Here is a 14,298-nt window from a genome sequence, read left to right as displayed (position 1 = left end):
AGCGCTTTCCAGCCGAGCCGGGAGACTTCGGACATGAGCAGCCCTGCACTGCGCGTCACGCACGTCCTCGGAGACCGGATCACGGTCACCGAGGAGCACCGCGGCGTCGATCTGATCAGCTACGTCTACCGCCCGGAAGCGGCCTGGGAGGCCCCGAAGCCTTACGCCCATCCCCTGCGCACGCTCGCTGACAACGTTGTCACAGACTATCGGCCCAACGATCACCGCTGGCACAAGGGCCTCCAGATGACGGCCTCCCATCTGTCCGGACAGAACCTCTGGGGCGGCCACACCTATGTGCACGGCCAGGACTACCAGCCCCTGCCCGACCGCGTCGGGTCGATGGCGCATCTCGGCTTCGACGAGGTGGCGACGGACGCCGGACGCGCGGTCATCGCCGAGCGGCTGAGCTGGCACCACCACGACGGCACGCACTGGGCCGACGAACGGCGCCGCATCGAGCTGCACGACGTCGAGCACGCGGCTCCGGGAACCGACCAAGCGGACGGGGACGGGGCCGGTGCGGCGGACACCGGCGGCAGCTGGACACTGACCTGGTCGAGTGCGATCACCAACCGCCGCGCCGAGCCGTTGCGCTTCGGCAGCCCCACGACGCACGGCCGCGAGGCGGCGGGCTACACCGGCCTCTTCTGGCGCGGGCCGCGGGCCTTCCGCGGCGGCCGGATCCTCGGCCCGGACGGCGAGGGCCCCGGCCTGATGGGGACGCAGGCCCCCTGGCTGGCCTACAACGGTGAACTGGACGGCGTCGACGGCCATGCCACCCTGATCTTCCGGCACGCACCGGAGAACGACCACACGGGGGCGCGCGGCACGCACCCCGCCCACTGGTTCGTCCGCAACGAGCCGTTCGCGGCCGTCGCCCCCTCCTACGCGTTCCACGAGGAACTGGTGCTGGCCCCCGGCGACACCCTGTCCCGCCGCTACCGGGTCACCGTCGCGGACGGCGCCTGGGACCGGGAGCGGATCGCCGCGTACCTCGCGGAGCACCCGTGGTGAACGCGAGCAGCCACCGCCCGCGTCTGTACGTGGAGCTGCCGCTCGACGAGTCCGGCCGTGCCCGCCTGCGCGAACTCGGTTCCGGGCCCGTGTGGTTCGCCGAGCCGGGGACGGTCTCCGCGACCGACGCCCGTGCCCTGGCCGACGCCGACATCGCGCTCGGCAACCCCGGGGCGGCCCGGGTGGCCGAGGCCCCCCGGCTTCGATGGCTGCAGCTCGCCTCGGTCGGGATCGACGGCTATCTCGGCCTGGACTGGCCGGTACTCGGCCGTCGGCTGACCGTGACCAACCTGGGTGGGGTCTTCGCCGACCCGGTGGCCGAGTCGTGCCTGGCGGGCATACTCGCGCTGCACCGCGGCATCGACGAGCTCTCCGGGCTGCGCTCCCGCGGCACCTGGGCGAAGTCCGTCGTCCGACCGCGGCTGCGGCTGCTGTCCGGGGCCCGGGTCCTGGTGCTGGGCCGGGGGTCCATCGCCCGGAGGTTCGCCGAACTGCTCGGGCCGTTCGGCTGCCGGGTCTCGCACTTCGCGCGCGGCTCGGGCGACATCCGCACCCCGGCCGAGCTCGATGTGCAACTGCCGGACTTCGACGTGGTGGTGGGGCTGCTGCCCGGGACGCCCGGGACGAGCGGGCTGCTCGACGCGCGGCGGCTGGCCCGGATGCGGCCCGGAGCCGTCCTGGTGAACGCGGGCCGGGGGTCGCTGGTGGACGAGGAAGCGCTGGTGTCCGAGCTGTCCTCCGGACGGCTCGGCGGTGCGGTGCTGGACGTCACCGAACAGGAGCCGCTGCCCGCCGGACATCCCTTGTGGGCCTGCCCGAACGTCGTTCTCACCCAGCACACCGCGGGTGGTTCGACGGACGAGAGCGCGCGGGTGATCGACCTGTTCGCCGAAAACCTGCGGCGGTTCGAGGCCGGCGCCCCGCTGCGCAACCCCGTGCGGTGGACCAGAGGATTCTGAGGACGCGACGACATGCCCGAACACGCCTCCGCGCACATCGGTGCGCTCGTCGACGACGGGGCACGGATCGCGGCGATCCGGCCGGTTCTGCTCAGTGCCCCGTACGCCGACCCGGAGAATCTGGAGGTGCGCGTGGCGCTGCCCGCGGGGTGGCGCACGACGGGACTGGTCGAGGTGACCCTGGACGACGGGACGACCGGTCTGGGCGAGGGATATCTCGCCGTGTTCGCACCGCACGTCTTCGTGTCGACGGTCGAGCTGCTGACCCCCTACCTGGTCGGGCGCCCGGCCGGCGACCTGGCGGAACGGTACCGGGACATGGTGCTCGTCACGGGGTACTGGAGTCTTCAGGGCGCTGCCCGTCATGTCGTCTCCGCCGTGGAGGCGGCCCTGCTCGATGCCCTGGGGAAGCGGGCCGGTGTGCCCGCGTACGAGCTGCTGGGCGGCCGTCGTACGGACGGGATCCGGCTCTACGCCAGCGGGGGCGACTCGACCTCCCCGTCGGCGATGAGCGCCGAGATCGCCGCTGTCGCCGCGCTCGGGATCAGCATCTTCAAGATCAGGGCACGGGGCCACGAGGTGGACAAGACCGTGTGGACGCTGGAACACGCGGCCCCGTACGGGGTCGGTATCGCCGTCGACATGGCGCAGAACCTCGACGACCCCGGTCAGTCGGCGGCGGACGCGCTCGCGTTCCTCGACGCGGTCGGAGCGGGTACCCGGCAGCCGGTGCGCTTTCTGGAGGAACCTCTGGGCCCGGGCCGTGCGCACGAGTACCCCGCCCTGCGGCGGGCGGCCGGCTGCCCGGTGGCGGGCGGGGAGACCGTCACCACCGCGCGGGAGCTGCTGGAGCGCATGGCCGCGGGGTACTACGACATGGTCCAGCCGGATGCCACGGTCGTCGGCGGGCCACGGCAGACACTGGCCGTCTTCGCGGGGGCCCTGGAACACGGCGTCGACCCGGTGGTCCACTGCTGGGGCAGTGCGGTGTGCCAGGCGGCCAACTACCACGCCGCGTTCGCCGGCGGCGGTCGGCTGGCCGAGTGGCCGCTGCCCGCATACGCCCTGCGGTCCGAGCTGCTGGTCGAGCCGTTCCGTATCGATTCGGGCCGTCTGCTCGTTCCGCGTGCGCCGGGACTCGGTGTCCGGCTCACTCCGGAGACCGAACGGCGGTTCGCCTTCCGCGGTGATGCCGTCTACCGCTGCCTGGCCATGATGCCGCCGGCCGAGCCGGGCCGGTGGGGGGCGGAGTGAGCGAGGGACGGGAGGAGAGCACCGCCGAGCGCCGGATCCGCTTGCGCATGCAATGGGAAAACGCTTTCAGTACGGCTATCGTAGCCGTATGCAGAGCCAGGTCAATCGACGTTCCGCCCGCCCCCGCCCGTCGTCCGCCGTGACGCTCCAGCAGGTCGCGCAGGACGCCGGGGTCTCTCTCGCCACGGCTTCGCGCGTGCTCAGCGACAGCGACCGCAACGTCACCCGGGAGCTCCAGGAGCGCGTCCTGGAGGCCGCCGCCCGGCTTCGCTACGTGTCCAACGCGCCGGCCCGCGCTCTCGTGCAGTCCACGACGTCCATCGTCGGCCTGGTCGTGCACGACGTGAACGACGCCCACTACTCCGCGATCGCCTCCGGCGTCATGGAGGTCGCCCGCGACCACAAGCTTCTCGTGATGCTCGCGGGCACCTTCCACGAGCCCGGGCTCCAGGCGGAGTACGTGGCACGGCTGCGGGCACAGCGGGCCCGTGCCGTCGTCCTCGCGGGATCGGGTTTCACCGGTCCGGATCCGGCGCTCGTCCAGGAGGTGGAGGCGTTCGCGGCGCAGGGCGGCCGGGTGACCGCGGTCGCGCACCAGGACCTGCCGGTGGACACGATCGCGCCCGGGAACCGCGAGGGCGGCCGGGCCGTCGCCGAGCACCTCGCCCGGCTGGGACACACGGAGATCGGTGTCATCTGCGGACCGCTCACGCTGGTCTCGGTGCAGGAGCGGCTGCACGGCTTCCTGGAGCGCGCGGCCGAACTGGGGGTGGTGGTGGATGAACGCCACCGCGTCGAGGCCGACTTCACCCGGGACGGCGGACGGGCCGCCGCGGTCCGGCTGTTCCGCGCGGCCCCAGGGGTCACCGCGCTGTTCGCGCTCAACGACGCGATGGCGCTCGGCGCACTCGCGGCACTCCGCGACGATCTGGGCCGGATCGTGCCCACCGATGTCTCGGTGGTCGGCTTCGACGACCTTCCGGTGGCCGGTGACGTCACGCCCGCGCTGACCACCGTGCGGCTGCCGCTGGAGGAGATCGGCCGCCGGGCACTGCTGCTGGCCCTCGGCGACGCGACGCCCTCGCCGCGCACGCTCGCCGTGCCCTCGCGCCTGGTGGTACGGGCCAGCACGGCGCCCCCGCCCGCCTGACCGGCGGCGCGCCCCCCCACCCGAACGACCGCCACCGCCCGGACCGCCCCACGCCGTCCGGGCCCTTCCGGCTGCCCCGGCCCGCCCCCTGTCCACTTGACGCGTAGAACCGTCAGCCGTCCGGCTTGATGCATCAAGCACCCCATTCTTTCCCCGCAACCCCCTTGAAATAACGCGTTAATCACCGCCACACTGCACTCAACGCAGATTTGACGCGTCAAAGCCGAGAGGGTGGTGGCTGGATGGGCACGTCCGGACCCAAGTACCAGCGCATCAAGGACGAGTTGCGGGCCGAGGTGGCCCGGGACGAGTACGAGGCCGGCGCCCCGTTCATCACGCAGAACCAGCTGCGCGAGCGCTTCGGGGTCAGTTCCACCACCGCCGTCCGCGCGCTCAACGACCTCGTCGCGGAAGGACTGCTGGTACGCCGCCGGGGCCTGGGGACGTTCGTCGCCGGTCCGGAGGAACGGGCCGCCGCCGCGGCCTGCGCCGCCCCCAGGTCCGGGGTGGTCGCCTGCGTCATCAGCGGTCAGGGCCCCTACCAGTCCGAGGTGCTGCGCGGGATCGAGTCAGGCTGCTCGGAGCGCGGTCTGCGGCTGTTCTTCTCGGACTCCGCCGTCCACATGACGGACACGGGCCACGCCGACCACGCCGGGTCCCTGGCCCGCCAGGACCAGGCGCTGCGGCAGGCCATCGAGGACCGCGTGGACGGAATCATCCTGTATCCCGTCCAGGGGGTTCCCGACCTCGACGTACTGGAGGAGATCCGACGGCTGCGCATCCCCATGGTCCTGGTCGACCGGTACTTCCCCGGCCATGCCATCGACGCGGTCACCGCCGACAACTACGACGTCGGCTACCGGCTCACCGAGCACCTCCTGGCCGACGGTCACGAGCGCATCGCCACGCTCTGGGGCGAGACGCAGTGCACCAGCGTCCACGACCGGATGACCGGGCACAAACAGGCGCTGCGCGCCCACGGCCAGCCCCTGCTCCCGCAGTTGACCGCCCTGCGCTCGTACACGGCACTGCCCGAGAGCGACCGCCGACGGCTGCTGAGCGACCTGCTCGCCGCACCCGAGCCGCCGACCGCGCTGCTGTGCGCGCACGGTTTCGCGGTCGCCACCGCCGCCTCCGACCTGGCCGCGCTGGGCATCGCGGTGCCCGACGAGATCGTGCTGGCCGGCATGGACGACGCGGGCCCCTACGACCTGCTGCCGCTCACCAGTTTCGCCGCCCGGCTGCCCGCCAGGGAGATCGGCGGCCGCGCGGTCGAGCAGCTGGTCATCCGGATCGCGGAGCGCGCGGCGGGCGAGGACCCGTACCGCAGCGCCGAGCAGATCGTGCTCCCCGTCCGGATCAGGACGCGCGAGTCCGTGCCGGTCCGGCTCCGTACCGTCGCCGCCCGTCGGCCCTGAGGGAGGAGACTCCAGTGTCCGTCGCCCCCGCTCCCCGTACCCGCGAACTCGGGACCGACGTCCTGGTGGTCGGCGCAGGTCTCGGCGGCCTCGCCGCCGCGCTGACCGCCGCCCGGTTCGGCCACCGCGTCGTGCTCACCGAGGCGACCGACTGGCCCGGTGGTCTGCTCACCGCGCAGGCGGTGCCGCTCGCCGACGGCCACCGCATCGAACTGGACCCGGTCTCCCCCGGCTACCGCGATCTGCGGGAACGCATACGCGACTTCTACCGGCGCAACTACCCGCTGCGCCCCGAGCCGTTCGCCGACCCGCTGCTCGATCCCGGCCTGAGCACCACCGGCCACCTCAGCCACGAGCCGCGCGCCGCGCTCGCCGTCGTCCACGAACTCCTCGCCCCGCATCTCGCCTCGGGCCGGCTCACGCCGCTGCCCGGCCACCGGCCGGTCGCGGCCCGCACGGACGGCGACCGGGTGACCGCGGTGACGCTGGAGGCGCCGGACGGCGAGCCGGTGACGGTCGTGGCGCCGTACGTCGTCGACGCGACGGACCTGGGCGATCTGCTCGACCTGGCGGGCGTGGAGCACGTCATCGGCGCCGAGTCCCGCGAGGAGACCGGCGAGCCGCACGCCGCCGCCGTCGCCGATCCGCTGGACCAGCAGGCCTTCTCCTGGGTCTTCGCCCTCGACCACCGTCCCGGCGAGGACCACACCATCGACCGGCCGGCGGGTTACGCCCGGTGGGCCGACGCGTTCTCGTGGGAGACCGCGGAGCCCGGGGGCGGACCGGTCCGTCCGGTGCCGCTCTTCCTGCACGCGCCGGACGAGCTGCCGCCCTGGGCCGCACCGCCCAACGACCGCTGGCACCGGCGGAGGGCCCTGGCCCGCAGCCGCTACCTGCCCGGCACCTTCGACAGCGACATCACCCTGGTCGACTGGGAGCAGACGGCCTACACCCGTCTTCCGCTGGTCGGCGCCGGGGACGAGGCCCGGGCGCTCGCCGAGCGGGAGGCCCGGGAACAGGCACGGTCCTTCCTGTACTGGATGCAGACGCGGGCGCCCCGTCACGACGGCGGCCACGGATACCCCGAACTGCGCCCGCGCCCCGACGCGACGGGCACGCCCGACGGGTTCGCGAAGAGTCCGCACATCCGCGAATCCCGGCGCATCCGGGCCGAGTTCACCCTGCTGGAACACCATCTGACGGTGTCCGCGCGGGCCGGGACGGCGGGCGCCGAGACCTTCACGGACAGCGTGGGCACCCTGCGGTCCCGGATCACCCTGGGCCCCGGGACGGGTGGCGGTGCGGGGCTCGATCTGGAGTGCCTGCCCTTCCAGCTGCCGCTCGGCGCGCTGCTGCCCGTACGGGTGGAGAATCTGCTCCCGGCCGGGCGGAACATCGGCGCCACGCACGTCAGCGCGTCCGCCGTCGGCGGGCACGCCGGGCAGTGGAGCATCGGGGAGGCCGTCGGCGCCCTCGTCTCGTACTGCCTGGAACACCGGCTGCCGCCGCGCGCGGTCCGCGCGGACGAGCACCGGCTGGCCTCCTTCCAGGGCAGGCTCGGCGACACGCTCGGGCTCGCCCTCGACTGGCCGGACCGGCTCCGCACCGGCCCCGTGACCAGTGCCGGGCCGCTCTACGCCACGCTCTGACACCCTGCCCTGCCGAGGAGGGCGCCTCCCCGCCCCTCCCTCGGGAGGGCTCCTCCCCGCCCACGTGGAAAGCGTTTTCCGCCTTCTTCCCGACATCCGCTCCCTTCCGAAACACCCACTCAGCCTGGACGGCCCCCGTGACTGTGACCCCCTACCGTGTCCTGCTCGTCGGCGCGGGCAACATCGCCCGCGCCGTCCACCTGCCGGCATTCCTCGAACTGCCCGCGGACTTCCGTGTGGCCGGCGTCGTCGACACCGATCCGGCCGCGGCCCGCGCCCTCGCCGCCGACTTCTCGATCCCGCACCACTCCACCGACCTCCCCGCCTCGCTGGGCGAGGTCCGGCCCGATCTCGTCGTCGTCGCCTCACCGCCCGTCGCCCACCGGGAACAGGTCGTCGCCGCGCTGCGGGCCGGGGCCTGGGTCTGGTGCGAGAAGCCGCCCGCGCTCAGTCTCGCCGAGTACGACGCCATGACCGCGGCGGAGGGCGAACAGGGCCCGTACGCGCCGATCGTCTTCCAGCACCGGTTCGGATCGGGCGCCGAACACGCCAGGGCCCTCATCGCCTCCGGAGAGCTCGGGCCGCCGCTGGTCGCCCACTGCCAGACGACCTGGTACCGCGACGACGCGTACTACGCGGTGCCCTGGCGCGGGACGTGGGCGACGGAGGGCGCGGGCCCGGCCCTGGGGCTCGGCATCCACCAGATCGACCTGCTGCTCGACCTGCTCGGGGAATGGGCGGAGATCCGGGCCATGGCGGGCCGGCTGGCCCGCGACGTGGAGACCGACGACGTCACCACCGCCACCGTCCGGTTCGCCTCGGGCGCGCTGGCCACCGTCGTCAACAGCGCCCTTTCACCGCGCCAGTCCAGCCATCTGCGGATCGACCTGCGGGACGCGACGATCGAGCTGGACCATCTGTACGGCCACGGCAACGACGACTGGACCTACACCCCGGCGCCGGGGGTCGAAGCCGCACGGGCCGCGGCCTGGGCCCGCCCGGCCGAGGACGTCCCCAGCTCGCACGCCGCACAGCTCCGTTCGCTGCTGGCCGACATGCGGGCGGGCCGACGGCCCCGGGCGAGCGCCGGGGACGGCCGCCGCGCCCTGGAGCTGATCAGCGCGATGTACAAGTCCGCGCTCACCGGACGCCCCGTCCTGGCCGGCGAGATCGCCCCGGGTGATCCGTTCTACACGGCGCTGCACGGCTCCGTGCCCGGCTGGGCGCCCGAGAGGTCCGGGCGGTGACCGGCAAGGCGGACCGCCGGACCGACCGTGCTCTCCTGCTCACCTTCGACGACCGGCACGTGCGCGAATGGGCCGCCACCGCACCGCTGTTCGCGCGGTACGACGCCCGTGTCACGTTCTTCGTCTGCGAACCCGACCGGCTCGACCGGGACGAGACGCGGCTGCTGCGCCGCCTCGCGGACGACGGCCACACCGTCGGATGCCACGGTCTGCGGCACGAGCGGGCGCCGGACTTCGTCGCCGCGCACGGCGCGGGCGCCTACCTCGAACGGGAGGTGGTGCCCGCCCTGGAGTCGCTGCGCCGCCTGGGCTTCCCGGCCCTGAGCTTCGCCTACCCGTGCAGTGCCCGCGACGAGACCACCGACCGGCTGCTGCTCGCGCTGTTCGAACGGCTGCGCGGCGGTGTGCCGGTGGACCGCCGCGCCGATCCGTCCCTCGCCGACGAACTGCGCGTCCCGGCCGCCGAACTGTCCGCCCGGCGGGTGCTGCCGGGCTGCTCGGTGGACTCCGGACGCGGGGCCGTGGCGTACGAGGACGATCTGACCGGCGTGGTCGGGGCGCTGCGCCGGACCGCCGACGTCGGCGGCGTCACCACGCTCTACGCCCACTGCGTCGCCGAGGCCCACGAGGCCAACCATGTGACCCCGGCCCGGCTGGAGCGACTCCTGGCCCTGGCCGGGGAGCTGTCGCTGCCCTGCGTGGGCTTCGACGAACTGCCCTGAACCGCCTCCCCGCCGCACCCACCCATCAGAGAGACCCTGCCTTCATGCATGACGACCGCACACTGACCGAGGAACGCCTCGACCGCGTCCTGCGCGAGCGCGTCCGCCCCGCCGTCCACCCCCGCACCGTCCCCCTGCGCTTCGAGGTCTGGCACGCGCCCGGTGAGCCCGTGCCCTTCGACGAGGCCGTGGGCGCCGGCTACGGGCCGGGCGCGGTCGGCGACACCTGGGGGCCCGCCTGGGGCACCAGCTGGTTCCGGGTGACCGGCCGCGTCCCGAAGGACTGGGCGGGCGAGACCGTCGAGGCCGTGATCGACCTCGGCTTCGCCCGCGACCGGCCGGGGTTCTCCGCCGAGGCACTGGCCCACCGGCCGGACGGCAGTGTCGTCAAGGCGCTCAACCCGCGCAACACCTGGCTGCGGATCGACGAACGGGTCACGGGCGGCGAGGAGTTCACGTACTACCTGGAGGCGGCCGCCAATCCGGAGATCCTGGACGGCGTCAGCGCGCTCGGCGACCGGGAGACCGCGGGCGACGAGCCGCTGTACCGCGTCGAGCGGATGGACCTCGCCGTGTTCGACCGGCAGGTCTGGGAACTCGTCCAGGACCTGGAGGTGCTGGACCAGCTGATGCGGCAGCTGCCGGTCGGCTCGGCGCGCCGCTGGGAGATCCTGCGCGCGGTGGAACGCGCGCTGGACGCGTTGGACCTGGACGGAGTCGGCGCGAGCGCCCCGGCCGCCCGGGAGGCCCTGCGGCCGGTGCTCTCCTCCCCCGCGCACGCCTCCGCGCACCGGATCTCGGCGGTGGGCCACGCGCACATCGACTCGGCATGGCTGTGGCCGCTGCGCGAGACGGTCCGCAAGGTCGCCCGCACCACCTCCAACGTGCTGGCGCTGATGGACGACCATCCGGAGTTCGTCTTCGCGATGTCGCAGGCGCAGCAGCTGGACTGGCTGCGGGAGCACCACCCGGGGCTGTACGCGCGGGTGAAGGAGAAGGTCGCGTCCGGGCAGTTCGTCCCGGTGGGCGGGATGTGGGTGGAGTCGGACACCAACATGCCGGGGTCGGAGGCGCTGGCCCGGCAGTTCGTGCACGGCAAGCGGTTCTTCCTGGAGGAGTTCGGGATCGAGACCGAGGAGGTGTGGCTGCCCGACTCGTTCGGATACTCGGCGGCGCTGCCGCAGCTGGTTGCGCTCTCCGGTTCGCGCTGGTTCCTCACCCAGAAGATCTCGTGGAACACCACGAACCGGTTCCCCCACCACTCGTTCCTCTGGGAGGGGCTGGACGGCACGCGGGTGTTCACGCACTTCCCGCCGGTGGACACCTATGTGGCGGAGCTGTCCGGCGAGGAACTCGCGCACGCCGAGCGGAACTTCCGGGACAAGGGGCACGCCACCCGCTCGTTGGTGCCGTTCGGCTGGGGTGACGGGGGCGGCGGCCCCACCCGCGAGATGCTGGCGCGGGCGGACCGGCTGGCGGACCTGGAGGGTTCGCCCCGGGTGGCGGTCGAGAAGCCGGCGGCCTTCTTCACCGCGGCCGAGGCCGAGTACGAGCGTGTGCCGGTGTGGCTGGGCGAGCTGTACCTGGAGCTGCACCGGGGCACGTACACCTCGCAGGCGCGGACCAAGCAGGGCAACCGGCGCAGTGAGCACCTGCTGCGGGAGGCGGAGCTGTGGGCGGCGACCGCCGCGGTCAGGACCGCCTTCCGCTACCCGCACGAGGAGCTGGACCGGATCTGGAGGACGGTGCTGCTGCACCAGTTCCACGACATCCTGCCGGGTTCGTCCATCGCCTGGGTGCACCGCGAGGCGGAGGCCGCGTACGCCCGGATCGCCGAGGAGCTCGAAACCGTGATCGGGGCGGCGCAGCGGGCGCTCTCCGGTTCGCCGCACGGGGGTGGCGCGGTCGTCTTCAACGCGGCTCCGCACGAGCGGTCCGGGATCGCGGCGGGCGGCGCGGCGCTCGCCGAGAATCGGCCCGAGGGGCCGCGGGCGCCGGTCGTGGCCGAGGCGGTCGACGGGGGCTTCCTGCTGGACAACGGGCTGTTGCGGGTGACGGTGGACGCCCGGGGGCTGGTGGTCTCGGTGGTCGACCTGGTGGCCGGCCGCGAGACGATCGCACCGGGCTGTGCGGCGAATCTGCTCCAGGTCCATCCGGACCTGCCCAACCACTGGGACGCCTGGGACGTCGACGCGTTCTACCGGAACACGGTGACCGATCTGACCGGGGCGGAGGCGGTACGGCGGGCCGGTGACGGGGTCGAGGTGGTGCGCGCCTTCGGGTCGTCCCGCGTCACGCAGGTGCTGTCGCTGCGGCCGGGCGCCCGGCGACTGGACATCGACACCGAGGTCGACTGGCACGAGCGGGAGAAGTTCCTGAAGGCGGCGTTCCCGATCGACGTGCGGGCCGAACACTCCACGGCGGAGACCCAGTTCGGGCACGTGCGGCGGCCGACGCACACCAACACCAGCTGGGAGGCGGCGAAGTTCGAGATCTGTGCCCACCGCTTCCTGCACGTCGGTGAGCCGGGCTGGGGCGCGGCGCTGGTCAACGACTCGACGTACGGACACGATGTGACGCGCACGGTCCGGGAGGACGGCGGCACCACGACGACGGTGCGGCTGTCGCTGCTGCGGGCGCCCCGCTATCCCGACCCGGAGACCGACCAGGGGGTGCACCGCCTGCGGTACGCGTTGCTGCCGGGTGCGACGGTCGGTGACGCGGTGCGCGAGGGCTGGTGGTTCGGTCTGCCCGAACGCCGGGTGCCGGGGAGCTCCGCGGTCGTGCCGCTGGTCTCCGTCGACGACGACGCGGTGGTCGTCACGGCGGTGAAGCTCGCGGACGACGGGAGCGGGGACGTGGTGGTCCGGTTGCACGAGGCCCACGGCGGGCGTGCCTCGGCGCTTCTGACGACGGGCTTCGCCCTGGCCGGCGCGGCCGTCACGGATCTGCTGGAGCGTCCGCTCGCCGACGGGTCCGGGGCGGCCGCGGCGGAGGGCGACGGGGTGCGGCTGCGGCTGCGGCCGTTCCAGATCCTGACACTGCGGCTGACGCCGAACGACGCCGCGTGAAGACGCGGGGCGGGTGGGGGGCGCCGCGCACCCGCCCCGTAGGCTCTGTTCCATGAACGCTGGGGGGCCTGCGCGCCGTGTGATCGACGACCGCTTCGAACTGGTGAACAGGCTGGGCAGCGGCGGCATGGGCATGGTGTGGCGCGCGCATGACCTCGCGCTCCACCGCGACGTGGCGCTCAAGGAGGTACGGCCCCCGGACCCCGCGCTGGCGGAGAACGACCCGGAGTCGGCCCGGATGCTGCGCGAGCGGGTGCTGCGCGAGGCCCGGGCGCTGGCCCGCCTCGACCACCCGGGCGTGGTCACGGTCCATCACATCGTCGACGGCGGCGACCACGCCTACCCGTGGATCGTGATGGAACTGGTGCCGGGCATGTCGCTGGCCGAGCGTCTGGCCGAGGACACGCTCACCCCTGCCGAGGCCGCCCGACTGGGCCGCGGGGTGCTGTCCGCGCTGCGCGCCGCCCATGCCGCGGGCATCCACCACCGCGACGTCAAGCCCGCCAACGTCCTGCTGCGGCCGGACGGCAGCCCGGTGCTCACGGACTTCGGTATCGCGGCGATCCGTGAGTCCACGAGTCTGACGGCGACCGGCTCCATCATCGGCTCGCCCGACTACATGGCGCCCGAGCGGATCCGGGGCGAGGAGGGCGATCCCTCGTCGGACCTGTGGTCGCTCGGGATGATGCTGTACGTGGCCGTCGAGGGCCGGCATCCGCTGCGCAGGGCCACCACGCTGGCCACGCTGGCCGCCGTGCTCGACGAGGAGATCCCGCCGCCCCGGCGGGCCGGTACGCTGGCCCCGGTGCTGACAGCGTTGCTGACCCGCGACACGTCCGCGCGGCCGGGCCCGGAGGAACTGGACCGGATGCTGGAGGCGGTCGCCTCCCCGATGGACGCTCCGGTCTCCTCCCCGGCGGCCGGGCCGGTGGACGAGCCTCCCGCCCCGCCCCGCGACTCCGTGCCGCCGCAGGACGCGGCGCCGCCCGGTCACCGGCCGGGCGGCCCGACGACCGTGCTTCCGACCACCGTGTTGCGTCCGTCCGCCCCTCCCGGGCCGCCGCTTCCCGCGCCGCTGGGCGAGCACGAGGTCCGCCGCCGGGTCCGCCGGAGCCGGGCCGCCGCGCTCTCGACGGCTCTCGCGGGGACCGCCCTGACCGGTGCCCTGGTGTGGGCCCTGCTGCCCGCCCCGGACACCGGGGCCACCGGCGGCCCGGCGTCCGTCCGGCACCGCCCCTCCGACGGCCCTTCGGCCCCCGCGCCGGAACAGACGCGACCGGAGACGAAGGACGCGGCGGAGCCCGAAGAGGCGCGAAAGGGTGACCTGCTGACGCCGGACGGGGCCAGGTCCGTCATCGCCGCGCTCGAACGGACCACGGGCGACAGCCGGATCACCTCCTTCACGCTGTACGAGGAGTTCGCGAGGATCGAGGCCCCGGTGAAGGCCGACAAGAACCTGTACGACGTCTACACGTACCGGGACGGCAAGGTGACCCGTGACCGGGCCGGCGGCACGCTCATGCCGAACGACAAGGCGGTGGATCTGAGGAAGTACGACTGGGACGTGCTCCCGGCGCTGATCCGCCGTGCGGACAAGGAACTGGGGATCTCCAAGCCGACCAGCCACTACGTGGACGTCGATCCGGCCTCGCCGTTCGACGACTACCGGCCGACAGTCAGCGTCTACGTCTCCGACGAGTACGGCGGCGCGTATCTGCGGGCCGATATGCGCGGCAAGGTGCTCAAGCAGTACCCGCGCGGCGGCTGACCGCGCCGGGTGCGGCCCGCCCGCCCCGGCGCGCACCCGGCCC

At 73.6% G+C, this 14,298-nt stretch carries 10 protein-coding genes; all 10 read left to right on the top strand.

What is annotated here, in order from left to right; genetic code table 11:
- Positions 1–33 precede the first annotated feature (33 nt).
- On the top strand, positions 34–1,017 hold the full coding sequence (locus AB0E67_RS21170) for a PmoA family protein (RefSeq protein ID WP_362028924.1): 984 nt from the start codon (positions 34–36) through the stop codon (positions 1,015–1,017).
- A complete protein-coding gene (locus tag AB0E67_RS21165; RefSeq protein WP_362028921.1) occupies positions 1,014–1,976 on the top strand; it encodes a D-2-hydroxyacid dehydrogenase in 963 nt (320 codons plus the stop codon). The genes AB0E67_RS21170 and AB0E67_RS21165 overlap by 4 nt, the downstream gene beginning before the upstream one ends.
- A gap of 12 nt (positions 1,977–1,988) precedes the next feature.
- Positions 1,989–3,230 carry a mandelate racemase/muconate lactonizing enzyme family protein gene (locus tag AB0E67_RS21160; RefSeq protein ID WP_362028918.1) on the top strand — a complete coding sequence of 414 codons (1,242 nt, stop codon included), beginning with the start codon at positions 1,989–1,991 and terminating at the stop codon, positions 3,228–3,230.
- 88 nt (positions 3,231–3,318) lie between these two features.
- On the top strand, positions 3,319–4,380 hold the full coding sequence (locus tag AB0E67_RS21155; protein WP_351524863.1) for a LacI family DNA-binding transcriptional regulator: 1,062 nt from the start codon (positions 3,319–3,321) through the stop codon (positions 4,378–4,380).
- Positions 4,381–4,622: 242 nt separating this feature from the next.
- Positions 4,623–5,798 carry a GntR family transcriptional regulator gene (locus AB0E67_RS21150; RefSeq protein ID WP_362028915.1) on the top strand — a complete coding sequence of 392 codons (1,176 nt, stop codon included), beginning with the start codon at positions 4,623–4,625 and terminating at the stop codon, positions 5,796–5,798.
- Between the two features lie 14 nt (positions 5,799–5,812).
- Positions 5,813–7,447: an FAD-dependent oxidoreductase gene (locus AB0E67_RS21145; protein ID WP_362028913.1), complete on the top strand. Its 1,635-nt coding sequence runs from the start codon at positions 5,813–5,815 to the stop codon at positions 7,445–7,447.
- 137 nt (positions 7,448–7,584) lie between these two features.
- Positions 7,585–8,694 carry a Gfo/Idh/MocA family oxidoreductase gene (locus AB0E67_RS21140; protein WP_362028910.1) on the top strand — a complete coding sequence of 370 codons (1,110 nt, stop codon included), beginning with the start codon at positions 7,585–7,587 and terminating at the stop codon, positions 8,692–8,694.
- Positions 8,691–9,416 (top strand): polysaccharide deacetylase family protein, encoded by a 726-nt coding sequence (locus tag AB0E67_RS21135; protein ID WP_362028907.1) that lies wholly within the window; start codon positions 8,691–8,693, stop codon positions 9,414–9,416. The genes AB0E67_RS21140 and AB0E67_RS21135 overlap by 4 nt, the downstream gene beginning before the upstream one ends.
- Before the next feature lie 44 nt (positions 9,417–9,460).
- Positions 9,461–12,487, top strand: coding sequence for a glycoside hydrolase family 38 C-terminal domain-containing protein (locus tag AB0E67_RS21130; protein ID WP_362028904.1), 3,027 nt, complete (start codon positions 9,461–9,463; stop codon positions 12,485–12,487).
- Positions 12,488–12,539: 52 nt separating this feature from the next.
- Positions 12,540–14,255, top strand: coding sequence for a protein kinase (locus AB0E67_RS21125; RefSeq protein ID WP_362028901.1), 1,716 nt, complete (start codon positions 12,540–12,542; stop codon positions 14,253–14,255).
- Positions 14,256–14,298 lie beyond the last annotated feature (43 nt).

It is taken from the genome of Streptomyces sp. NPDC032161 (assembly GCF_040636995.1).
Lineage (GTDB): Bacteria > Actinomycetota > Actinomycetes > Streptomycetales > Streptomycetaceae > Streptomyces.
The sequence above is the reverse complement of the archived record's forward strand: the minus strand, read 5'-3'. Positions and strand labels throughout refer to the sequence as shown.